The sequence below is a fragment of the Solwaraspora sp. WMMA2101 genome, assembly GCF_049179175.1.
GTDB lineage: Bacteria > Actinomycetota > Actinomycetes > Mycobacteriales > Micromonosporaceae > Micromonospora_E.
In genome coordinates this window covers 1543173-1564753 of record NZ_JBMHMA010000006.1, presented here as the reverse complement: position 1 = coordinate 1564753, position 21581 = coordinate 1543173, and the positions used below count along the sequence as shown (strand labels likewise).

Sequence of the window (21581 nt, the reverse complement as noted above, 5' to 3'; positions counted from 1 at the left end):
CGGTGACACCGTCAGGTTGATTCCTGTAACGCTGCCAGAGCGGTCCTTGCCCGGTCTGCGGCGGCGGTGTTGTCGACCGCGATCCACAGCGGCAGGGCGAGGGAGAGCTCGGCGTGGGCCGATGCGGCGTCCCCGCTCTCCCGGTAGGTGGCGGCGAGTTCGGTGTGCGCGTCAGCTTGCCCGGCACGGTCGTGCAACGTGGTGTAGAGGGCGAGTGCGCGATCGAGGTTGCTCAACGCGGCGGTGTAGTCGCCCATCAACCGTTCGAGAATGCCCAGGCTGGTCAGGGTGTTGGCTTCGCCGGCGAGGCTACCGACACCACGGTACAAGCTCAACGCCTGTTCGAAGTGACCGCGCGCGGCCGGATGCTCGCCGATCACACGGTCGAGCATGCCGAGCTGGCTGTAGGCGAACGCCATCCCCATCCGGTCGCCGGCATCGTGGTAGCTGGTCAGCGCGTCGTAGAGCAGTTTGCGTGCCGCGGTGTGCTCTCCTGTCGCCCTGTGCAACGCGCCGAGCTGGACCTGCGCATAGGCCTGTCCCCGGCCGTGGCCCAGAGCGGTGTGCAGGTGCAGCGCTCGACTGAGGTGCACCCGTGCGGCATCCCAGTCGCCGGTCAGTCGATCGATCCCGCCCAGGCTCGAGTACGCCTCGGCCTGCCCGGCCTGGCTTCCGGCCTGGTCGTAGTACGTCAGTGCCGAGTTGACGTGTCTCCTAGCCTCCGCGTATGCGTTCAGCAGCTTCGCCACTGCGGCAAGTTCTGCATGCGCATAGGCTTGACCCAGTACGTTGCCGAGCTGTTGGTAGCCCTGCATTGCCTTCTCGAATCTGCGCTGAGCGGCGGCGTAGTCGCCGGAAATCTGGTCGAGCACGCCCAGCTCCATCGATGCGTTTGCGCTGCCGAGCGCGCTGTCGACCTGCTCGTAGTGGGCGTTCGCCTCGTTGAAGTGGCTCCGGGCGGCGGTGTGGTTGCCGGCGATCTGATCAAGCGTGCCGAGTCCGAGGTGGCAGTTGGCCTGCGCCAGAGGATCGCCGGCGGTGGTCGCGATCCGCAGCGCGCCGATCAGCAACGGCCTCGCTTGAAGGGCGTAGCCGCGCTCTCGGAAATATCGGGACATCACCGACGGCAGCATCCACGCGTGCGGAACGACGCGATGCTCGATGGCGTGACGCGCGCAGGCCAGCAGGTTGGGCAGCTCCGCCTCGAACCACGCGCGAGCGGCGGTGTCGGTGGGTGGCTTTGTCCACTCCTCGTCGGCGGGCTCCGGGGTGCCCGGTACGCCCGGGCCGAGCAGCCTGTCGGCTGCTGCCGCCGCTTCGAGATAGCTGCGGAGCAGGCGCTCCACGCCGCTACTGTCCAGTTCGACGGCAGCTTGCCGGGCGAACTCACGTACGAGGTCGTGGAACTGGTAACGGCTGCGGGAGATCTCCTGTAGCAGGTTGTGTTCGTACAGGACGTCGATCGCTCGGCTGGCGGAAGTGACGTCGAGGCCGGTGAGGGCGGCGGCCACCGCACCCGTGATGATCGGTCCCGGGTGCTGCCCGAGATGCAGGAACACCTGTCTGGCGGCTGTCGGCAGGCTGCGGACCGACAGCTCCAGGGTGGCGGTCACGGCGTCGAGCGGTGTGTCCAACGCGGCGAGCAGGTCGTCGATCTTCTTCGATGGACGATGTGCCAGCCACGCCGCTGCGACCTCGATGGCCAACGGGAGATGCCCGCATCGGCTCACCACGGCGTCTACCATCGGCAACTGGTCCGCCGTGCGAATCGCCCCGACAGTCGAGATGAACAGCGTGGCTGCTTCCCGGGCCGGCATCGCGGCCAACGACAGTGGGCGTACGTCCGGCAGGGTGAGTCGCCGACGACTGGTGATGATCACCAGGCATCCGCCGGAGCCGGGCAGCAGCGGACGGACCTGCTCCGCGTCCGATGCGTTGTCGATGACGACCACGGCGCGTCGACGTGAGATCTGGGCTCGCCACAACGCGGATCTGGCATCTGGGCTGGGTGGGATCCGATCCAATGGTAGGCCGAGTGCGACAAGGAGCACCTCGAGTGCTTCGCCGGGTCGCATCGGAGCCTGGTCGCTGAGATAGCCGCGTAGATTCACGTACAGTTGCGCATCCGGATATTCGGTGGCGAGTAGATGTGCGACGTGCACGGCGAGGGTGGTCTTGCCGACGCCGCCCATCCCGTCGACCGCATGGATCGCAAGGGCGGATTCGGCTCGGCTGGTGGCGGCCTCGACGAGGAGTCGCACCTCCTCGTGTCGACCCGTGAAGACGCCGAGGTCGCGGGGAAGAGTATTGACGCCGGCTACGGTGGTCGGCGGTTGTTCTGTCGTGACAGGCCGGGTGTGCTGCTGCCGGTCGGATTGCTCCCGACGTGATGTGTCCGGTCCGGCCTCCCCCCAGTCGACCAGTACGGTCGCGATGATGCTGCCGATGACGAAGGCGAGCAGCGCGCCAGCCAGAGCCCAATTCCAGGCGGCGGTGACGAGGTTTGTCGTTATTCCGACAGCCGCGCTGGTGAGCGGGATGGCGGAAACCATCGCCGCCCTGGCCAGGCGAGTCCGTCGCCGCTGAGGTGGTGTGCTGTCCATGCGGGACTCCCGAAATCATTCCGAGGTCCTGTTGGTGGCTTATTATTCCGATTTGTGGCGCCCTCTGTCATCAAGTGTATCGGCGGTGCGCCACGGCTGATGGGTAAAAGAGTGTCGACAAAGGCGAGCGTCGATGCCCAGCCTTGCCCGTCGGTGAACGATGGCCGGTGCGCAACGGTACCGGCCATCGTCGCGTCCACGTGGTGGTCAGCTTCAGCGCAGCAGGCGCAGCGTGCGGAGCAGGTGGACACCGGCGTACCAGACCGAGCCGAGGGCCGACCGGCAGGGCGACCCCGTACGCCGCCCAGTAGTGGCCCTCGGCGGTCCAGGACAGCAACGCGCTGACCGAGAGGCTGAGCCCGGCGAGGCTGCCGATCAGGCCGGCCGGCGCGGTCCGCCAGAACGGTACGCGTCGCTGCGGTTCGTACTCGGCGATCTCCCGGGCGTACTCCTCGACCGGACCGAACTCGCTGTCCGGGGCGGTGCCCCCAGCCGTGACAAGGTGGTTGCGGGCCTGCCGGGCGAGCTCGCCGGCCCGCTGCGGGGTGAGGTCGTAGCGGCCGACCAGCAGGCCGGTCAGCCGGCGGAACCAGGCGTCGGCGTCCGCCTCGTCGGTGTCGTGTTCCGCCGTGCGTGGGGTGGGTGGGGTGTGCTCGATCGGCTGTTTCGGCTTGCCCGGCCCACGTAGCTGCCACAGCAGCACCAGCAGCGACGCGGCGGCGACCGCGAGAACCGGAACCGGGAGCGCCGGCTCACGGGGCAGCGTGAAGAACGCCGTGACGGCGAGCCCGGCCAGCAGCACGACGAGGGCGAACGACGCGGTCGCCAGCCGTGGCCGGCCGACGGCGCGCAGCGCGCCCGGTACGCCACGGACGACGAACACCGCCAGGCCGACGAAGGCCGTCCCGGTCAACGCCGCCGGGTTGGCCGGGAAAGTGAGCGTCTGTTCCAGCACGGCGTAGAACAGCGATCCGCCGAGCCCGATCAGCCCCAGGCTCAGCAGACCGCCGGAGAGGTAGTCGGCTGCGGTCAGGCCGTGCCGGTCCGGATTCTCACGCAGGTGCGCCGGCTGCTCGGCCGCCGCGACCATGGCGAGCTCCTCAGGGGAGCCGAACGCGTCGTACGGGCTCTGCCCGGTGTACGCGCAGTGCGCCTGCACGTCGGCGATGATCGGGTTCGCCAGGTGGTGCCCGACGCCCTGGTCGCTCAGCGCCAGCCGGGCAGGTATCTCCCACCGCTCGAACGGTTCAGTGGTCTTCGTCATCGGAAATCCTCCCCAGTTCACTGTCCTGCTTCAGGTGCCGCTGGTCGTCGCCGTCGCCGTCGCCGGTCGCCGTGAGCAGCCGGTCGAACGCGTCGGTGAACTCGCCCCACCGGGTCCGTTCGTCCGCCAGTCGTCGTCGGCCGGCCTCGGTGATCGCGTAGACCTTCCGCCCCGGGCCGCCCTCGCCCGGCAGCCAGTCGGAGCGCACCGCCTCCTCGGCCTCCAGTCGGTTGAGCACCGGATACAGTGCGCCGCCCCGGATCGGGCCGAGCCCGAACTCGGCCAGCCGCTGTGCCAGTGCGTAGCCGTGCCGGTCGCCCTCGGTGAGGGCCGCCATGATCGCCAGCCCGAGTCCGGCCCGGATCCAGTTCGCCGCCGGATCGGTCGCGCCGCCCATCATGCACTTCCCTTCCCTGACTAGTCCACATCCGGCTGTAGATCGCTTGTCAACTAGTTGTATCTCAGACTAGTGGGGTCGCGCAACTGCGGAGTTCTGGGCGAATTGCCCCGTCAAGTCTGGTGACGGGTAACCGGGTTGGCTTTCCGGTAGGGCCGGCCTATGGTTGCCGGATGGCTGGGTCTGCGCAGCGCGACGGAGCCGTGACTGTCACGGCTCCCATCGGCGTGCGCGCCGCCGGATCGACCGCCGTGGCAACCGCCGAGGGGCGGCCGGGGCGGCCGAATCCCGCCGACCGGGGTCCCCCGGCGGCCGGATTCCATCCACCCGAACGGCCGCCAGGGGCGAAGCGCATCAGCTTCGGCCCTTTTTCTTTTCGAGGAGCACATCATGAGCACCGAACTGCAGGGCAGGAACAGTGAATGGATCGAGCAGGCACGAGTGCAATTGGCTGATCAACTGGACCTGCACCGGGCCCAGTTGACCGAACTCACCGCCGACACCGGCGACCCGCAGGAGGCGCACACCCGCGCCGCATTGATCGTGGCCGCCCGGCGCGGCTACGACCAGGCCGTGGAGGCGCTGGGCCGGATCGCCGACGGCCGCTACGGTCGCTGCGACAGGTGCGGTGGCGACATCCCCCGGGAGCGGTTGGAGATCCTGCCGCACGCCCGGTACTGCGTACCCTGCACCAGCTGAGTCGCCGCCGAGGAGAACGTCGCCGTCCGACCTGGCATCCGGTCGGACGGTGACGTAACGGCTACCGCCTCGCCGAAAGTAGGCGGACAAATACATTCGAACCCCTGACGGTGTGTCGTCCGTTGTACCCGGGTGTCCGCAAATGTGCCGCAGAGAGGCGAGCGCTGATGCCCCAGCTCCACACGTCGGTGATGATCCGTTACGCGACCTACACCGACACCCCGCGAGTGGCCAAGACACTGGTGGAGGCATTCCTGGACACCCCCGAGGCCACCTGGCTGATCCCGGATCCCGTCGCACGTCGGCAGGTGTTCCAGCGGTTCTGCCCAGCGTTGATCGACTACGGACTGCGGCAGGGCAGCATCTACCTGACCGAGGACTACCAGGCGGTCGCAGTCTGGCGCCCGTGCAGCCTGATCCTGCCCAACCCGGTCGAGTACGAGCAGCTGCTCGACGACACCTGCGGTGAGTACGCCTACCGGTTCCGGCTGCTGGACAACGCGCTTGCCGAGCGGCACCCGGTGGGGGAGCACCACTACCTGGCGTACCTCGGGGTCGCGCCGGACCGGCAGGGCTACGGCCTCGGTACGGCGTTGCTGACCCACCGGCACGCGATCTTCGACACCGCCGGCAGCGCCGCCTACGTGGTGGCGAGCACCCGAGGTGCCCGTGACCTGTACGCCCGGCTCGGCTACCGGGTCACTGCGGCGGCGCCGTTCCACCTGCCCGACGGCGGTCCGCTGCTGTGGCCGATGTGGCGTCAACCGCAGCTCACCCGCCGCTACGGCTGACCCGTCCGATCGGTGGTCACCGATGGGCCGGAGGTGATGTGGGACCAACTCGGTTCCGTCGCACCCCGGCCCGTCGGTAACCTTCGCGACATGAGGATCGGGGTTGCGACATGAGGATCGGGATCGTCGGTGCCACCGGACAGGTCGGTGGCGTCATGCGACAGGTGCTGGAGCAGCGGCAGGTGCCCGTCGACGAGCTGCGGCTGTTCGCCTCGGCGCGGTCGGCCGGGCGGACGCTGCCGTGGCGTGGCGGCGAGGTGGTCGTCGAGGACGCGGCCAGCGCCGACTACCGCGGGCTGGACATCGCGCTCTTCTCGGCCGGCAAGGGTACGTCGAAGGAGCTGGCGCCCCGGGTAGCCGAGGCCGGCGCGGTGGTGGTCGACAACTCGTCGGCCTGGCGGATGGATCCGGACGTACCGCTGGTGGTCGCCGAGGTCAACCCGCAGGCGGCGGCCGACCGGCCGAAGGGCATCATCGCCAACCCGAACTGCACCACGATGGCCGCGATGCCGGTGCTGCGGCCGCTGCACGTCGAGGCCGACCTGGTCAGCCTGGTCGTGTCCACGTACCAGGCGGTCTCCGGTGCCGGCCTGGCCGGCGTCGCCGAGCTGGACGAGCAGGTCCGCAAGGTCGCCGAGGGCGCGGCCGGGCTGGCGTTCGACGGTGCCGCCGTGGAGTTCCCGGCACCCCGGTCGTTCGCCGCGCCGATCGCCTTCAACGTGCTGCCGCTGGCCGGCGCGCTGGTCGACGACGGCTCCGCCGAGACCGACGAGGAGCAGAAGCTGCGCAACGAGAGTCGCAAGATCCTCGGCATCCCGCAGTTGAAGGTCTCCGGCACCTGCGTCCGGGTGCCGGTCTTCACCGGTCACTCGTTGCAGATCAACGCCCGGTTCGCCCGGCCGATCAGCCCGCGCCGGGCGGTCGAGCTGCTCACCGGTGCGCCCGGCGTGGCGCTGGCCGACGTGCCGACGCCGCTGCTGGCCGCCGGGCAGGACCCGACCTACGTGGGCCGGATCCGGGTCGACGAGACCGTCGAGCACGGCCTGGCGCTGTTCTGTTCCAACGACAATCTGCGCAAGGGCGCGGCGCTCAACGCGGTGCAGATCGCCGAACTGCTCATCGCCGGCACCGCCTGAGCCAGCCGCGTCATCGCTGCTGGTGCGACCCCGCGCCGCCCTGCCGCTCGACGAGCAGCAGGGCGGCGTCGTCGCTGATCTGACCGCCGGCATGCCGTTGCAGCTCAGCGACGATCCGGTCCAACGCCTCGGAACGGTCGGGCAGGTCCAGGCAGGCGGTGACCCGGGTGGAGGAGAGGAACTCGCCGCCGCCGTTGCGCGCCTCGATCAGCCCGTCGGTGTAGAGCAGCAGCCGGTCGCCGGGATGCCAGACGCGGATCACCGGTGCGGGGTCGGGCGCGTCGCGGCGCAGCCCCAACGGTGGGTGCCGGTCCGCCGGTTCGAGAATCTCCAGCGTGCCCTCGGCGGTCCGCAGCGCCGGAGCCGGGTGGCCGCAGTTGATCACGGTGACGGTGTCGCCGTGCAGTTGCACCAGTGCGGCGGTGACGAACTGGGCCGGCTGCCCGGTGCTGACCGCGTCCCGGTGCACCGCCTGATCCAGGTCGGCGGCGACGGCGGTCAGCTCCGGCTGGACGAAGGCGGACTGGCGGAACGCCCCCATCACGGTCGCCGCCATCTGGACCGCCTGCAGCCCTTTGCCGCAGGCGTCGCCGATGATCAGGCGGACGCCGTACGGGCTGGCGACGGTGGCGTACAGGTCACCGCCGACATTGGCCGCCTCGGAGGCCGACAGGTACCGGGCGACCAGCGCGACGTCGTCGAGCACCGGCGGTGGGGAACGCAGTACCGCGCGTTGCGCGACCTCGGCGATCTCGGTCATCCGGCGCAGTCGGGCCTCCCGCAGGTTGCGGGACCGGGCCACGTAGATCGACACGATGCCGACGGCGAAGACGACGCTGCTGCGCAACAGGTGGTCCAGACTGCCGAACATGCCGCTGGGCAGCCCGGCGATCAGCGCGACCAGGCAGGCGACGACCGTGACCAGGGCAGTACGGCGGGTCTTCTCCACGGCGGCGGCGAGCAGTGGGGCGAGGGAGAGGAACCCGAGGACGACCGCCGAGGTCTGGGTGACCACGTCGATCACGGTGATCACGGCGATCAGGGCCAGCGCCGCCGGCATGCCGCGCCAGCGCTCGGTGCGTTGCCAGAGTGACCGGTCGGCCAACGGCGGGCGCCGCAAAGCTGACAAATAGGGCATGCGCCAGCTGCTCCGGCGTGCCCACACGTCCTGCTCCCTACTCGGCCTGCCCGTGCCGGGCACCCCAGGTGCCGGCAGCCGTACCTGCCTGCGAGCCTAGCCGATCAGCCCGCACCCGGCCGGTCCCGCGCACGCACCCGCCCCGCTACCCGCCCCGCTGCCCGCCTGCGTCCGGCCGGGCGGGCCGGGGTTTTCCCGCTACCACTGCGGGTACCCCGAGCATGGCGCCGACACCGAGAGGAGCACATGATGACGACCGTCGGAGAGTTCATGACAGCCCGGCCGTTCACCATGGACGCCAGCGACATGCTGACCGCGGCGGCGCGACAGATGCGTGACGCGGACATCGGCGACATCATCGTCACCAACGGTAGTGAGATCCAGGGGATCGTGACCGACCGGGACATCACCGTCCGGGCAGTAGCGTCCGAAATGGACCCGGCGAGCACCCCGCTCGACCAGATCATCACCGAGGACGTCGTGGTGGTCTCACCGTACGACGACGCGGTCGCCGCCGCCGAACTGATGCGGACCTACTCGGTACGGCGACTGCCGGTCGTCGACGACGGCCGCCTGGTGGGTGTGGTCTCCATGGGTGACCTCGCCGTCGAGTGGGAACCGGACTCGGTGCTCGCCGACATCAGCACCGACGAGCCCAACAACTGACCGCTCATCGACGAGTGGTGCCGGAACCCTCTGGTGGGTGTCCTCGCACGTCTGCCCGGTCTCCCCGGCGCCCGGGTCCGGTAGACGGCAGGGACACCCTCTTCCGGACGTTCCACGGCACCCGCCGTCGACGCCCGGGGCACCGCAGGCCTCGCAACCGATCGGAGTTCAGCAGATGAGTCGACCGCGAATCGTCATCGTGGGCGCCGGATTCGCCGGCTACCAGGCGGCCCGCACCCTGTCCCGGCTGGCCCGTGGCGCGGCGGAGATCGTCCTGGTCAACCCCACCGACTACTTCCTGTACGTACCGCTGCTGCCCGAGGTCGCCGCCGGGGTGCTGGAACCGCGTCGGGTGACCGTGTCGCTGCCGGACACCCTGCCCGGGGTCCGGGTCGTGCTCGGCGAGGTCGACGACATCGACCTGCCGGGCCGGCGGATCTGCTACCTCGACGGGGACGGCCGTCGGGCCGATCTGCGCTACGACCGGCTGATCGTCTCCGTCGGCAGCGTCAACAAGCTGCTGCCGATCCCCGGGGCCAACGAGCACGCGAAGGGGTTCCGTACCCTGCCCGAGGCGCTCTACCTGCGCGACCACCTGACCCGGCAGATCGAGCTGGCCGACCTGTCCGACGACCCGGCCGAGCGGGCCGCCCGGTGTACCTTCGTCGTGGTCGGGGCCGGCTACACCGGTACGGAGGTCGCCGCGCACTGCGTGACCGCGACCGACCTGCTGGTGCGTCGCCATCCGCGGCTCGCCGGACAGCAGGTGCGCTGGCTGCTGCTCGACCTCGCCGACCGGGTGCTGCCGGAACTCGACCAACGGATGTCGGTCACCGCCCAGCGGGTGCTCGACAGCCGGGGCGTCGAGACCCGGTTCGGCACCTCGGTGCGGGAGGCGACCGGCGACGGGGTGCATCTGTCCGACGGCGAGTTCATTCCGACCCGGTCACTGATCTGGTGTGTCGGGGTACGGCCGGACCCGGTGGTGGACGCGCTCGGGCTGGACACGGTCAAGGGGCGGCTGGTGGTCGACGAGTTCCTCGCCGTACCACGGCATCCGGAGGTGTACGCCTGCGGTGACGCGGCCGCCGTACCGGACCCGAGCGCACCGGGCGAGGTCACCCCGATGACCGCACAGCACGCCGTACGGCAGGGTCGGCTGGCCGCGCAGAACGTGGCCGCCTCGTACGGACACGGGTCGTTCCGCCCGTACCGGCACAAGGACCTCGGCTTCGTGGTCGACCTCGGTGGTGCCCAGGCGGCGGCGAACCCGCTGCACGTGCCGATCTCCGGCCCGTTGGCCAAGGTGGTGACCCGGGGCTACCACCTGGCGTCGATCCCGGGCAACCGGGTGCGGGTGGCGGCCGACTGGATGCTGGAGTCGCTGCTGTCGCGCCAGGGGGTGCAGCTGGGTCTGGTGCCGCCGTCGGCGGTGCCGCTGGACACCGCCTCTCCGGAGCTGGTCCACCCGGTCGGCCGCTGACCGCCCCCCGCGCGCGACGTCGGCCGCTCGCCCCGCGCGGCGTCGCCCCGGTAAGGACGGTCGGTTCAGCCGAAGCGCAGGTGGGGGCGGCGGCGCAGCCGTACGCCGGTGGCGAGCGCGACCAGCGCGACCAGGACCATGGCGACGACCACGCCGTGCAGCAGACCCCGGTCGAGGTATCCGCTGTCGGTGTGGTCGATCGCGTAGGTCGCGATCTCCCGGCTGAACCAGAACGGCAGGGCCCGGGCGGCGGGGCTGGACGGGTCCATCACCATCTGCAGGCCCACGATGGTCAGCAGGACCAGCGTGCCCTCCAGTTCGCGGGGCAGCACCGCGCTGACGGCCAGCCCGAACGGCACCGCGACCAGCACCATGATCAGCATGATCAGGGCGATCGCACCGTGTCGGACCTGCGGCTGGTCGATCAGCACCAGCAGGAAGTACGGCACCGACAGCAGCACGCCGACCACCCACAGCGCGGCCATCCGGCCCGACCACAGGTGCACCGGCCGGTAGCCGGTCAACCGCAGCCGGGTCTCCAGACCACGGTTCGCGTTGCCGGCGAACAGCGCGGCCGTGCTCAGCGCCCAGCCCAGCCCGAGACAGACGAACCGGATCGACTGTCCGGCGTGGTCGCCGCGCCGGGCCAGGTAGAAACAGAGCGGGAAGAGCAGCAGGATCACCAGTACGCCGCGCCGCCGCGCCGTCTCCCGCAGCGTCATCTCGGCCACGGTCAGCACTCTGGTCATCGCGTCGCCTCCCGGTGGCTGAGGTCGAGCACCAGGTCGACCCGGTCGAGCTGGTTCAGCAGGTGGGTGACGACCACCACCGCCCTGCCGTCGTCGCGCCAGCGCCACACCTGGTGCCAGAAGTCCAGGTAGGTGCCCCGGTCGAAGCCCTGGTACGGCTCGTCCAGCAGGAGCAGGTCGGGATCGCCGAGCCCGGCCAGCACCAGGTTGAGCTTCTGCCGGGTGCCGCCGGACAACTGTCGGGCCGCGACGGCGGCGGAGGCGTCCCAGTCGAGGACCGCCGCCTGCGTCCGGCCCTGGGCGCGGGACCGGGCGCGGTCGAGGCCGCGACCGGCGCCGACCAGCGCGAAATGCTCGTCGGGGTACAGGAAGTCGGCGGTGCCACCGTCCTGCGGGCAGTAGCCGACCGTGCCGTGGACGTGCACCGACCCGCTGTCCGGGCTGACCAGGCCGGCGCAGATGCGCAGCAGGGTGCTCTTGCCACTGCCGTTGGCGCCGACCACGGCGGCGACCTCGCCGGCGCGCACGGTCAGCCGGACCCGGTCGAGGACCTGCTGCCGGCGGTACCGCTTGCTGACGTCGCGGACGTCGAGCCGGACCGGGCCGGGGCCGGTGCGGCGTGGCATGTGTGCCGGGCCGCCGACGCTGCGGACCACGGCGCCGGCGTAGTCGGCCGGGGTGCCGAAGACCGCCAGCGGGGCTTCGCCGCTGTCGTACAGGTGCGCCGCCGCCTCAGCGACGACGTGCCCGGCCAGTTCGCGGTCGACGCCGTGCCGGTGCAGTTCGCCGGTGAGGGCGGCCAGCCAGGACTGGTGGTTCACGAGTCGGTCACCTCCTGCAGGATCGTGTCGACGCCGGTGGCGAAGGCCCGCCAGTCGGCAGCGACGTGGCGCAGGGTCTGCGCGCCGGCCGGGGTGAGCCGGTAGTACTTGCGGGCCGGTCCGCTGGTGCCCTCGCGCCACTGGGCGCTCACCAGCCCGGTGCGCTGCAGCCGCAGCAGGACGGGGTAGAGGGTGCCGCCCTTGATCGGGCCGATCCCGGCGGCCTGCAGCGACTGGGCCAGCTCGTAGCCGTACGACTCCCGCTGGCGCAGCGCGGCCAGCACACACAGCTCCAGCACACCCCGTAGCCACTGGCCGCGCCGGTCCTGGTCCACCGGGTGAAGATAGCAGCGCCATCTAGGTAGCACCACAACCTATTCGTGGATCGCCCCGGCCCGCCGTTTTCGCCCCGACCCACGGGGTACCTCACCGACAAGGCAACCGCCGGAGGGAGAGACTGATGGACATCGGCATCATCGGGGCTGGCAACGTCGGATCCGCGCTGGCCCGCCGACTGACCGAGGTGGGCCACCAGGTGACGATCTCCGCGTCCAGCCCGGATTCACCCCGGCTGGCCGACGCCACGACGGGTACCGGGGTGACCGCCGGCGATCCGGCCCAGGCCGCCGCCGCCGAACTGGTGGTGCTGGCGGTGCCGTACGCCGGGATCGCCGACACCCTGACCGGCCCGGTCGCCGACGCGCTCACCGGGACCACGGTGATCGACGTGACGAATCCGCTCGGACCGGATCACATGTCACTGCGGATCGGGCACGACACCTCCGCCGCCGAGCAGGTCGCGGCGATGATCCCGGAGGCCAACGTGGTGAAGGCATTCAACACGGTGCTCGCCCCCAACCACGCCCGGCCGGTGCTCGGCGGCGTACGGCAGTCCGTCCCGGTGGCCGGCGACGACCTGGTGGCGAAGAAGACGGTCCAGGAGCTCGGCACCCAGCTGGGGTTCGACGCCGTCGACGCCGGCCCGCTGACCAGTGCCCGCTATCTGGAGCCGGTCGCCGCGCTGCTCATCCAGCTGGCGTACGGCGGCGGGGCCGGCCCGACGGTCGGCTTCGCGATCGCCCGCGACTGAGCCCCTCCTCGACCGCCTCGGGTCGGAAACACCATCGGCTGGCCGTATGGTGGACGGGTGTCGTGCGCGCCGTACCCGGCAGGACGGACGCATCCGTTGAAACCCGAGGAGCTGTAGTGACCGTCACTCTGACCGCCGACAGCGCCGGACAGGTCAGCGACTTCAAGGTCGCCGACCTGTCCCTGGCGACGTTCGGTCGCAAGGAGATCGAGCTCGCCGAGCACGAAATGCCCGGCCTGATGGCGCTGCGCCGCGAGTACGCCGCCCAGCAGCCGTTCAAGGGCAAGAAGATCGCCGGTTCGCTGCACATGACCGTGCAGACCGCCGTACTGATCGAGACCCTGACCGCCCTCGGCGCCGACGTGCGCTGGGTCTCCTGCAACATCTTCTCCACCCAGGACCACGCCGCCGCGGCGGTCGTCGTCGGCCCGAACGGCACCATCGACGACCCGCAGGGTGTCGCGGTGTACGCGTGGAAGGGCGAGACGCTCGAGGAGTACTGGTGGTGCACCGAGCAGATGCTCACCTGGCCGGACGGCAGCGGGCCGGACTCGATCGTCGACGACGGCGGTGACGTGACCCTGCTCATCCACCTGGGCAAGCAGTTCGAGGCCGCCGGGGCGGTGCCGTCGACGGCACCGACCGACTCGCACGAGTACGGCATCATCCTGGACACGCTGCGGCGTTCGCTGGCGACGAACCCGACCAAGTACACCGAGATGGCCGAGCCGATCATCGGGGTCTCCGAGGAGACGACCACCGGTGTCAACCGCCTCTACGAGCTGGCCCGTGAGGGCAACCTGCTCTTCCCGGCGATCAACGTCAACGACTCGGTGACCAAGAGCAAGTTCGACAACAAGTACGGCATCCGGCACTCGCTGGTCGACGGGATCAACCGGGCCACCGACGTGATGATCGCCGGCAAGCTCGCGGTGATCTGCGGCTACGGCGACGTCGGCAAGGGCGCGGTGGAGTCGCTGCGCGGCCAGGGGGCCAGGGTCGTGGTGACCGAGATCGACCCGATCTGCGCGCTGCAGGCGGCGATGGACGGCCTCGACGTGGTCACCCTGGACGACGTCGTCGAGCGGGGCGACATCTTCATCACCACGACCGGCAACAAGGACATCATCCTGGCCGAGCACATGGCGAAGATGAAGCACAACGCGATCGTCGGCAACGTCGGCCACTTCGACAACGAGATCGACATGGCCGGGCTGGCCAAGGTACCGGGGATCGAGAAGGTCAACATCAAGCCGCAGGTCGACGTCTGGCGGTTCCCGGACGGCCACGCGGTGATCGTGCTCTCCGAGGGGCGGCTGCTCAACCTGGGCAACGCCACCGGTCACCCGAGCTTCGTGATGTCGACCTCCTTCTCCAACCAGGTGATCGCCCAGATCGAACTGTTCACCAAGGTTGGCGAGTACGAGAAGAAGGTCTACGTACTGCCGAAGCACCTGGACGAGAAGGTGGCCCGGCTGCACCTGGACGCGTTCGGCGCCAAGCTGACGGTGCTCAGCAAGGCCCAGGCCGACTACATCGGCGTCGACGTGGCCGGCCCCTACAAGCCGGAGCACTACCGCTACTGACCCACCATCCCGCCTCTTCCTCCGACGATCTTGCGCTTATCGAGAACATTTTTCCGATTTGTCCGTCGATAAGCGCAAGATCGTCGAACACGGGGGAGAGCGGGAGCAGCGGCTCAGGCGGCCAGTCCGAGGGCTTCGGCGGCGGCCCGGCCGTTGGCGTGGCTCGCGCCGTACGTGGTGACGAAGGCCCGCACACCGGCCGGCCGCCAGGCCGACGGCCAGCCCATCTCCACCACCGAGACCGGGCAGCGGGCGGCGAGCGCCTCGATCAGCTCCGGCGCGCCGGGGACCCGGTGCAGATGCCGGCCGACCAGCACCACCGGCCGGCATCCGGCAATCACCGCGACCTCGTCGGCGGTCGTTCCGGTCGCGACCACCCGCAGTTGCGTCGTGCCGTCGAGGTGCGGGCCGAGCCCCCAGGGCACCCGACCCTCGGCGATCGTCGAGCCGGCGGTGAGCTGCACCACCAGCGCCGACGCCAGCCCATCGAGCACCCCTTCGACCTTCACGGCCCGCCGGGCGGCGGCGTACCCCAGATCGGTGGCCGCACCGGCGTCGGAGGGCGCCGGCCGCACGGCGCTGGCGAGCGCGGCGACCCGGGCTGCGGCCTGCTCCACCCGCGCCACCGGCAGGACACCGTCGGTGACGGCGGCGGCGATGCCGGCGGCGATCCGTTCGACCAGCTGCCGGTCGACGCGGGCACCGACGCAGAGCAGGTCGGCACCGGCGGTCAGGGCGGCGACCGCCGCGGGCACGATGCCGCCGGTGGCCGAGGTGGCGCCGCGCATCTCCAGGGCGTCGGTGACGATCACCCCCTGGTACCCGTACTCCTCGCGGAGCAGGCCGGTCAGGGCGGCGCGGCTGAAGGTGGCCGGTGCCTGGCCGGTCAGCACGGGGACCCGGATGTGCGCGGTCATGATCGCGGCGACGCCGGCGGCGATCACCGCCGCGAACGGCGGCAGGTCCCGGGCCCGCAGCACCGCCATCGGTACGTCGACAGTGGGCAGTTCGAGATGCGAGTCGGTGACCGTGGCCCCGTGCCCGGGGAAGTGCTTGGCGCAGCCGGCGATGCCGGCGTCGGCGAGCCCGGCGACGGCGGCGGCCGCGTGCGTGGCGACCAGCGTCGGGTCGGCGCCGAAGGACCGGGTGCCGATGATCGGGTTGTCGTCGGCGGTGTTGACGTCGACGGTCGGCGCGAGGTTGAGGTTGACTCCGCAGCCGGCGAGTTCGTCGCCGATCGCCCGGTACACCTGCCGGGTCAGCGCCGGGTCGTCGACCGCACCCAGGGCGGCGTTGCCGGGGTAGGGGCTGCCGGTCGCGTGGGCCAGCCGGGTGACGTCGCCGCCCTCCTCGTCGATGGCGACGAGGACGTCGGCGCGGGCGGCCCGCAGTGCGGCGGTGCCGATCCGGACCTGGTCGGGGTCGGTGACATTGCCACCGAAGAGCGTGTGCCCGGCGAGTCCGTCGCCGACCAGCTCCACCGCCCACTGTGGAACAGTGGTGCCGTCGAAGGCGGCGAGCAGGGTGCGCAGCGCCAGGCGGCGTAGTCCGGGATCGGCCGCCACCGGTCCGCGCGCCCCTGGGTCGTTCGACATCGTGTCCCCCTCCGTGAGGTCCGCGCGGTCCGAGTGTCGCACCGGGCAGGCACTGTCGTTGCCCGCGTCTGCCGGGTCGACCGACCGCTGAGGGTGTCGACGCCGACTACGCTACGGCTACTTCCGCTAGGTTAACCAAGATAATAGTTAACTTTCCTAAAAACTAGAGGACGACACATGGGTTCTCCGCGCCTGCCCGGCACACCCCGCCTGCTACGCGCACTCAACGACCGGGCCGCGCTGGAACTGCTCATCGCCCGGGGGCCGCTCACCCGCGCGCAGCTCGGCGAGCTGACCGGCCTGTCCAAGGTCACCGCGTCGCAACTGGTCGAACGACTCGAGGGGCGCGGGCTGGTGACCCGGGTCGGCGAGCAGGCCGGCGGGCGAGGACCCAACGCCCAGCTGTACGCCGTACAACCGGGCAGCGCACACGTGATCGGCGTCGACGTGGGCCCGGACCGGGTGGTCGCCGCCTGCGCCGACATCACCGGCGCGGTCACCGGAACCGTCGAACACTCCACCAAGGACACCGACGACCCGGTCGGCGTGGTGCACCGCGCGGTGGTCCAGGCGGCCAGCAGCGCCGACACCCCGCTCGCCAGCGTCCGGCGGGTGGTGCTGGGCACCCCCGGCCTGGTCGACCCGGGCACCGGCGACATCACCTTCGCGTACAACCTGCCCCGCTGGCACCGCGGCCTGCTCGCCGCCCTGCGCGAGGACCTGGACACCACCGTCGTGTTCCAAAACGACGTCAACCTCGCCGCCGTCGCCGAGGCCCACGCCGGAGCCGCCCGCGACGTACCGGACTTCGTGCTGGTCTGGGCAGGTGTCGGCGTCGGCCTGGCGATCATGCTCGGCGGCCGGCTGCACCACGGCAGCACCGGTGCCGCCGGCGAGATCGGCTACCTGCCGGTGCCGGGCGCACCCATTCCCCGCGACGTGTCGCGTCGCGCGAAGCCGGCGTTCCAGCAGGTGGCCGGGGCGGACGCGGTCCGGGCGGTGGCCCGCGAGCACGGCTTCCGGGCGGCCAGCGCCGGCGAGGCCGTCCAGGCCGCGATCGCCGCCGGCACCCGGGGCGGCCCGTTCCTCGACGAGCTGGCCCGCCGGCTCGCCCTCGGTGTCGCCAGCAGCTGCGTCGTGCTCGACCCACCGTTGGTCGTGCTCACCGGTGAGGTCGGCCGGGCCGGCGGCAGCGCGCTCGCCGAACGGGTGCAGCACGAGGTCGCCGCGATCACCCTGGTCGCCCCCCGAGTGGTGGTCACCGAGGTGGTCGACGAGCCGGTCCTGCAGGGCGCGCTGCGAATCGCGTTGGACGCCGTCCGCGACGAGGTCTTCGCCTCCACCGTGGCCTGAACCGACCTCCGTCCTGCGGGTCCCGCCGGACCGACCGGGCCGGGTGGTGGCCCGCGCCACCGCCGACGCGGCCCGGTGCCGGTCCGCCAGTCGGCGTGGTTGGATGGTCCGGTGCCTACCGTTGCAGACGACCTGGTGATCGAGTTCGACTCCGTGGGCGTGACCCGCTCCGGCACGGCCCTGCTGCAGGACGTCACCCTGCAGGTACGCCCGGAGCAGCGGTGGGTGGTCCTCGGCCCGAACGGTGCCGGCAAGACCACCCTGCTCAGCCTGGCCGCCGGCCGGATGCATCCGACCACCGGGACCGTACGTGTCCTCGACGAGCAGCTGGGCCGCACCGACCTGGCCGAGCTGCGTACCCGCATCGGACTGACCACGGCGGCGCTCGCCGAGCGGATCCCCGCGACCGAGCGGGTTCTCGACGTGGTGCTCACCGCCGCCTGGTCGGTGGTCGGCCGGTGGCGGGAGAGCTACGACGCCCTCGACGCCGACCGGGCCCGGGACCTGCTCGACCAGTTCGGCGTCGGCGGATTCGCCGCCCGCGAGTACGGCACCCTGTCCGAAGGGGAACGCAAGCGGGTGCAGATCGCCCGCGCCCTGATGACCGACCCGGAGCTGCTGCTGCTCGACGAGCCGGCCGCCGGCCTCGACCTCGGTGCCCGCGAGGACCTCGTCGGCCGCCTCGGCGGCCTCGCCCGCGACCCGCACGCCCCGGCGCTGGTGCTGGTCACCCACCACGTGGAGGAGATCCCGCCCGGCTTCACCCACGCGCTGCTGCTACGCCAGGGCGCGGTGGTCGCCGCCGGGGAACTTGCCGCGACGCTCACCGGTGAGCACCTGTCCAAGACGTTCGGTCTGCCGTTGGTCCTGGACCGGGTCGGTGCGCGCTACACCGCCCGGGCCGCCTGAGCCGGTGGAATCCGAACCCGTGCCGGCACCCGACGCCGGTGCCCGGCCGGCTCCCGTGCCGCGTCCCCGGATCGCGGTGGTGGGCAGCGCGAACATGGACCTGGTGGCCACCGCGCCGAGACTGCCGCAACCGGGGGAGACCCTGCTCGGCAGCGACTTCGTCATGGTCCCCGGTGGTAAGGGTGCCAACCAGGCGATCGCCGCCGCGCGGGCCGGCGGCGACTGTGTCTTCCTCGGCGCGGTCGGTTCGGACGCCTTCGGGGTCACCCTCACCGGCCGACTGGCACGCTCCGGCGTGGACACCGGGCAACTGCGCGTGGTGTACGGCGCGTCGGGGGTCGCGGTGGTCATGGTGAACGCGGCCGGCGAGAACGCCATCGTCGTCACTCCGGGAGCCAACGCCGCGTTCCACGGGCTGACCGAACCGGAGCTGGCGGCGGTCCGCGCGGCCGACGTCCTGGTCGCGCAGTTGGAGATCCCGCTGGAGACCGTACTGGCCGCCACCACGGCCGCCCGGCAGGCGGGTGCCCGGGTGATCCTGAACGCGGCGCCGGCCCGGCCGCTGCCCGCCGAACTGCTGGACACCGTCGACCTGCTGGTGGTCAACGACGCGGAGGCCCGGGCGATCGCCGGTGCCGGTCAGGAGGACCCGGCGGCACTGTTGACCGCGGTACGCCGTGCGGTGCTCACCCTCGGTGCGCAGGGTGCCTGGTACGTCGACCGGGACGGTACCCATGAGCACGTGCCGGCGTTCGCCGTCGAGACGGTGGACTCCACCGCCGCCGGTGACGCGTTCACCGGTGCGCTGGCCGTCGCCTGGGGCGAGGGCCGGGACCTCGTGTCGGCCGTACGGTGGGCGTCGGCGGCCGGGGCGGCCTGCGTACGGCGGTTGGGGGCCTCGGTGTCGCTGCCGCAGCGGGCCGAGATCGACGCCCTGGCCGGCTGAGCGCCCGCGCCAGCGGAAGCGCCCGCCGCAGCGCCCGCGCCGGTGTCGCAGCCATTGGCCGGCGGCGGGTGGCGCGGGTACGGGATCATCGAGTCATGCGAGTCATTCTCAACCTGCTCTGGTTGTTCTTCGGCGGCGGCATCGTGCTCGGCGTCGCGTACGGGCTGGCCGCGCTGATCTGCTTCGTGCTGGTCGTCACGATCCCGTTCGGGGTGGCCTCGCTGCGGTTGGCCTACTACTCCCTCTGGCCGTTCGGTCGGACGCTGGTGGCCAAGCCCGGCGCCGGGATCGGCTCCGGGCTGGCGAACATCCTCTGGGTGCTGCTCGCCGGCTGGTGGTTGGCGCTCACCCACATCGTCACCGGGATCACCCTCTGCCTGACGATCATCGGGATCCCGTTCGGCATCGCCAACTTCAAGTTGGTGCCGGCCGCGTTCTGGCCGCTGGGGCGCGAGGTGGTCGACGTCGAGGACCTACGTCGGCCCGGCCTGGTCAGCGCCTGACGCGTCGGCGGTCGGGGCGGCGTCGGGTCGTCCCGCTGCGGCGGGTGGCCCCTGACGTCCGGTGAGACGGGTCAGGTCGTGAACGCCACCAGGTAGACCGTCACCTCGTCCGGCGCGTCGAGATCGAGCAGCACCGTCCGGAACACCCCGTCCACCGGCTCGTCGCGTTGGTCGATGCCGGACACCGACACCGCGTCGTCCGGCCGCCAGGTGTCGCCGCCGGGGTGATCGGCGGTCCGCACCGCCCGCAACCCCGGCTCGGGAGCGGGGAACCGGCTGTCGTCCAGGAACCCGGGCAGCTCGTCGCCGGGGATGCGGAACATCGCCGTCAGGTGCCAGTCCAGGGCGCTGGCGAACGACGTCGACAACAGCACCGTGCCCGGCGGCAGCCGTACCTTGGCGTTGGCCTCGACCTCGGCGGCGCTCAAGGTGCGCACGTCCCGGTCCCCGCCGCCGGGGTCACCGGCGGCCCGGTCCACAGTACGGTCGGCGGCGCGACCCGCACCGGTGCCCACCACCCCGCAGCCACCGAACGCCGCCGTCGCGACCAGCGCGGCCAGCACACCGCCGATCGTAGTGCCGCGCCCGATGCTCGATCCAGTCATCAGAGTCCTTCCGTGGATACTTCGGCCTTCAGGTCAGAGAGGAAACGGAACCCCTAGGGAGCAGGGCAGGGATAGCCGATCCGCCGCCGGGGCGGATCGGCGTCCGCCTACACGCCATCCCCTGGGCTCATGACGGGATTGTTAGACTGTGGACTGTGTCCAGGACCGTGAAGCGGGCGTTCAGGTACCGCTTCTACCCCACCCCGGAGCAGGCCGCCGAGCTCGCCCGGACGTTCGGTTGTGTCCGGCTGGTCTACAACAAGGCCCTGGCCGCCCGCAGCGAGGCGTGGACCCAACGCCAGGAACGGATCACCTACAACCAGTCGTCGGCGATGCTGACCGGGTGGAAGAAGACCGACGAACTCGCGTTCCTCGGCGACGTCTCCTGCGTCCCTCTGCAGCAGGCGCTGCGGCATCTGCAGACCGCGTTCACCAACTTCTGGGCGAAACGGGCCCGGTATCCGACGTTCAAGTCGAAGAAGCGGTCGCGGCGGTCGGCGGAGTACACGACCAGCGCGTTCCGCTGGCGCGACGGCCGGCTCACCCTGGCGAAGATGTCCGCACCGTTGGACATCGTCTGGTCCCGGCCACTCCCGCAGGGCGCGGTGCCGTCGACGGTGACGGTGTCGCAGGACCCGGCGGGCCGCTGGTTCGTCGCCCTGCTCTGCGACGACCGGATCGAACAGTTGCCGGCCACCACTGCTGTGGTGGGGGTCGACGCCGGCCTCGACAGCCTGTTCACCCTCTCGGACGGGGAGAAGATCCCCAACCCGAGGCACGAACGCCGCGACCGCGATCGGCTGGCCCGCGCCCAACGCAACCTCGCCCGCAAGGCCAAAGGCTCGGCGAACCGGGCCAGAGCACGGCTGAAGGTCGCCCGCATCCATGCCCGGATCGCCGACCGCCGACACGACCACCTGCACAAACTCACCACTCGGCTCGTTCGTGACACCCAAACGATCGTGATCGAGGACCTGACCGTCCGCAACATGATGGCCAACCACAGTCTGGCCCGCGCCATCTCCGACGCGGCCTGGCGGCAGTTCCGCACCATGCTGACCTACAAGGCGGACTGGTACGGCCGGGACCTGGTGGTAGTCGACCGCTGGTTCCCGTCGACCCGACGATGCTCCGCCTGCGGCGCCATCGCTGACCGGATGCCGTTGGCCGTCCGGTCGTGAACCTGCCGGTGCGGGCAGGCCCACGACCGGGACGTCAACGCGGCACGCAACATCCTCGCGGAGGGG

At 71.1% G+C, this 21581-nt stretch carries 21 protein-coding genes; 12 read left to right on the top strand and 9 right to left on the bottom strand.

The annotated features are described in order from the left end of the window. Positions 1 to 11 precede the first annotated feature (11 nt). From ACN28F_RS07685 to ACN28F_RS07675, 3 genes are all read right to left on the bottom strand, one after another. Positions 12 to 2603, bottom strand: coding sequence for an ATP-binding protein (locus ACN28F_RS07685; protein ID WP_421357330.1), 2592 nt, complete (start codon positions 2601 to 2603; stop codon positions 12 to 14). Between the two features lie 70 nt (positions 2604 to 2673). Beyond that, on the bottom strand, positions 2674 to 3867 hold the full coding sequence (locus tag ACN28F_RS07680) for a hypothetical protein (RefSeq protein ID WP_421357329.1): 1194 nt from the start codon (positions 3865 to 3867) through the stop codon (positions 2674 to 2676). After that, on the bottom strand, positions 3851 to 4264 hold the full coding sequence (locus ACN28F_RS07675) for a PadR family transcriptional regulator (protein WP_289207359.1): 414 nt from the start codon (positions 4262 to 4264) through the stop codon (positions 3851 to 3853). Before ACN28F_RS07675 ends, ACN28F_RS07680 begins: the two co-directional genes overlap by 17 nt. A 390-nt stretch (positions 4265 to 4654) precedes the next feature. Between ACN28F_RS07675 and ACN28F_RS07670 the strand changes: the two genes are divergently transcribed. The 3 genes from ACN28F_RS07670 (at position 4655) to ACN28F_RS07660 (ending at position 6890) form a co-directional block, all read left to right on the top strand. Further along, positions 4655 to 4963 (top strand): TraR/DksA family transcriptional regulator, encoded by a 309-nt coding sequence (locus tag ACN28F_RS07670; protein ID WP_289207358.1) that lies wholly within the window; start codon positions 4655 to 4657, stop codon positions 4961 to 4963. Positions 4964 to 5130: 167 nt separating this feature from the next. After that, positions 5131 to 5754, top strand: a complete 624-nt coding sequence (locus tag ACN28F_RS07665) for a GNAT family N-acetyltransferase (protein WP_421357328.1) — start codon at positions 5131 to 5133, stop codon at positions 5752 to 5754. Between the two features lie 110 nt (positions 5755 to 5864). After that, positions 5865 to 6890 carry an aspartate-semialdehyde dehydrogenase gene (locus tag ACN28F_RS07660; protein ID WP_289207356.1) on the top strand — a complete coding sequence of 342 codons (1026 nt, stop codon included), beginning with the start codon at positions 5865 to 5867 and terminating at the stop codon, positions 6888 to 6890. Between the two features lie 10 nt (positions 6891 to 6900). On the opposite strand, the gene ACN28F_RS07655 is transcribed toward ACN28F_RS07660, so the two are convergent. Beyond that, complete coding sequence (locus tag ACN28F_RS07655) at positions 6901 to 8028, bottom strand: PP2C family protein-serine/threonine phosphatase (RefSeq protein ID WP_289207355.1); 1128 nt, start codon at positions 8026 to 8028, stop codon at positions 6901 to 6903. Between the two features lie 249 nt (positions 8029 to 8277). Between ACN28F_RS07655 and ACN28F_RS07650 the strand changes: the two genes are divergently transcribed. Together ACN28F_RS07650 and ACN28F_RS07645 are read left to right on the top strand one after the other, a co-directional pair. Further along, positions 8278 to 8694, top strand: a complete 417-nt coding sequence (locus ACN28F_RS07650; RefSeq protein WP_289207354.1) for a CBS domain-containing protein — start codon at positions 8278 to 8280, stop codon at positions 8692 to 8694. A 175-nt stretch (positions 8695 to 8869) separates the two neighbouring features. After that, positions 8870 to 10177, top strand: coding sequence for an NAD(P)/FAD-dependent oxidoreductase (locus ACN28F_RS07645; protein ID WP_289207353.1), 1308 nt, complete (start codon positions 8870 to 8872; stop codon positions 10175 to 10177). A gap of 65 nt (positions 10178 to 10242) precedes the next feature. Here ACN28F_RS07645 and ACN28F_RS07640 read toward each other — a convergent pair whose 3' ends face one another. The 3 genes from ACN28F_RS07640 to ACN28F_RS07630 are packed head-to-tail and all read right to left on the bottom strand — an operon-like array spanning position 10243 to position 12082. Beyond that, complete coding sequence (locus ACN28F_RS07640; protein ID WP_421357327.1) at positions 10243 to 10926, bottom strand: ABC transporter permease; 684 nt, start codon at positions 10924 to 10926, stop codon at positions 10243 to 10245. Next, positions 10923 to 11747: an ATP-binding cassette domain-containing protein gene (locus ACN28F_RS07635; RefSeq protein ID WP_421357326.1), complete on the bottom strand. Its 825-nt coding sequence runs from the start codon at positions 11745 to 11747 to the stop codon at positions 10923 to 10925. The genes ACN28F_RS07640 and ACN28F_RS07635 overlap by 4 nt, the downstream gene beginning before the upstream one ends. Then, positions 11744 to 12082 (bottom strand): PadR family transcriptional regulator, encoded by a 339-nt coding sequence (locus tag ACN28F_RS07630; protein WP_421357325.1) that lies wholly within the window; start codon positions 12080 to 12082, stop codon positions 11744 to 11746. Before ACN28F_RS07630 ends, ACN28F_RS07635 begins: the two co-directional genes overlap by 4 nt. A gap of 41 nt (positions 12083 to 12123) precedes the next feature. On the opposite strand from ACN28F_RS07630, the gene ACN28F_RS07625 reads away from it, so the two are divergent. After that, positions 12124 to 12837, top strand: coding sequence for an NADPH-dependent F420 reductase (locus ACN28F_RS07625; protein WP_421361304.1), 714 nt, complete (start codon positions 12124 to 12126; stop codon positions 12835 to 12837). 116 nt (positions 12838 to 12953) lie between these two features. Then, positions 12954 to 14423 carry an adenosylhomocysteinase gene (ahcY, locus tag ACN28F_RS07620; RefSeq protein WP_289207348.1) on the top strand — a complete coding sequence of 490 codons (1470 nt, stop codon included), beginning with the start codon at positions 12954 to 12956 and terminating at the stop codon, positions 14421 to 14423. A gap of 113 nt (positions 14424 to 14536) precedes the next feature. On the opposite strand, the gene ACN28F_RS07615 is transcribed toward ahcY, so the two are convergent. Continuing rightward, on the bottom strand, positions 14537 to 15988 hold the full coding sequence (locus ACN28F_RS07615; protein ID WP_289211065.1) for a glycoside hydrolase family 3 N-terminal domain-containing protein: 1452 nt from the start codon (positions 15986 to 15988) through the stop codon (positions 14537 to 14539). Positions 15989 to 16195: 207 nt separating this feature from the next. On the opposite strand from ACN28F_RS07615, the gene ACN28F_RS07610 reads away from it, so the two are divergent. The 4 genes from ACN28F_RS07610 to ACN28F_RS07595 all read left to right on the top strand — a co-directional run bounded on the left by ACN28F_RS07610 (position 16196) and on the right by ACN28F_RS07595 (position 19729). Further along, positions 16196 to 17371, top strand: coding sequence for an ROK family transcriptional regulator (locus tag ACN28F_RS07610; RefSeq protein ID WP_289207347.1), 1176 nt, complete (start codon positions 16196 to 16198; stop codon positions 17369 to 17371). A 75-nt stretch (positions 17372 to 17446) separates the two neighbouring features. Beyond that, positions 17447 to 18280: an ABC transporter ATP-binding protein gene (locus tag ACN28F_RS07605; RefSeq protein WP_289207346.1), complete on the top strand. Its 834-nt coding sequence runs from the start codon at positions 17447 to 17449 to the stop codon at positions 18278 to 18280. A 55-nt stretch (positions 18281 to 18335) separates the two neighbouring features. Continuing rightward, positions 18336 to 19226: a ribokinase gene (locus ACN28F_RS07600; RefSeq protein WP_289211064.1), complete on the top strand. Its 891-nt coding sequence runs from the start codon at positions 18336 to 18338 to the stop codon at positions 19224 to 19226. Positions 19227 to 19321: 95 nt separating this feature from the next. Beyond that, positions 19322 to 19729, top strand: coding sequence for a YccF domain-containing protein (locus tag ACN28F_RS07595; protein WP_282226062.1), 408 nt, complete (start codon positions 19322 to 19324; stop codon positions 19727 to 19729). 71 nt (positions 19730 to 19800) lie between these two features. Here ACN28F_RS07595 and ACN28F_RS07590 read toward each other — a convergent pair whose 3' ends face one another. Continuing rightward, a complete protein-coding gene (locus ACN28F_RS07590; RefSeq protein WP_289207345.1) occupies positions 19801 to 20334 on the bottom strand; it encodes a hypothetical protein in 534 nt (177 codons plus the stop codon). A gap of 155 nt (positions 20335 to 20489) precedes the next feature. On the opposite strand from ACN28F_RS07590, the gene ACN28F_RS07585 reads away from it, so the two are divergent. Further along, the gene (locus ACN28F_RS07585; protein ID WP_421357324.1) at positions 20490 to 21515 is read left to right on the top strand and encodes an RNA-guided endonuclease InsQ/TnpB family protein; all 1026 of its coding nucleotides are present in this window, start codon (positions 20490 to 20492) and stop codon (positions 21513 to 21515) included. Positions 21516 to 21581: the final 66 nt, after the last annotated feature.

Excerpts from the sequence above, each read along its gene's own strand:
- ACN28F_RS07595 (WP_282226062.1), top strand. The coding sequence starts at position 19,322 with ATGCGAGTCATTCTCAACCTGCTCTGGTTGTTCTTCGGCGGCGGCATC.
- ACN28F_RS07665 (WP_421357328.1), top strand. The coding sequence starts at position 5,131 with ATGCCCCAGCTCCACACGTCGGTGATGATCCGTTACGCGACCTACACC.
- ACN28F_RS07610 (WP_289207347.1), top strand. The coding sequence starts at position 16,196 with ATGGGTTCTCCGCGCCTGCCCGGCACACCCCGCCTGCTACGCGCACTC.
- ACN28F_RS07670 (WP_289207358.1), top strand. The coding sequence starts at position 4,655 with ATGAGCACCGAACTGCAGGGCAGGAACAGTGAATGGATCGAGCAGGCA.
- ACN28F_RS07685 (WP_421357330.1), bottom strand. The coding sequence starts at position 2,603 with ATGGACAGCACACCACCTCAGCGGCGACGGACTCGCCTGGCCAGGGCG.
- ACN28F_RS07590 (WP_289207345.1), bottom strand. The coding sequence starts at position 20,334 with ATGACTGGATCGAGCATCGGGCGCGGCACTACGATCGGCGGTGTGCTG.
- ACN28F_RS07640 (WP_421357327.1), bottom strand. The coding sequence starts at position 10,926 with ATGACCAGAGTGCTGACCGTGGCCGAGATGACGCTGCGGGAGACGGCG.
- ACN28F_RS07650 (WP_289207354.1), top strand. The coding sequence starts at position 8,278 with ATGACGACCGTCGGAGAGTTCATGACAGCCCGGCCGTTCACCATGGAC.
- ACN28F_RS07645 (WP_289207353.1), top strand. The coding sequence starts at position 8,870 with ATGAGTCGACCGCGAATCGTCATCGTGGGCGCCGGATTCGCCGGCTAC.
- ACN28F_RS07675 (WP_289207359.1), bottom strand. The coding sequence starts at position 4,264 with ATGGGCGGCGCGACCGATCCGGCGGCGAACTGGATCCGGGCCGGACTC.
- ACN28F_RS07660 (WP_289207356.1), top strand. The coding sequence starts at position 5,865 with ATGAGGATCGGGATCGTCGGTGCCACCGGACAGGTCGGTGGCGTCATG.
- ACN28F_RS07655 (WP_289207355.1), bottom strand. The coding sequence starts at position 8,028 with ATGCCCTATTTGTCAGCTTTGCGGCGCCCGCCGTTGGCCGACCGGTCA.
- ACN28F_RS07680 (WP_421357329.1), bottom strand. The coding sequence starts at position 3,867 with ATGACGAAGACCACTGAACCGTTCGAGCGGTGGGAGATACCTGCCCGG.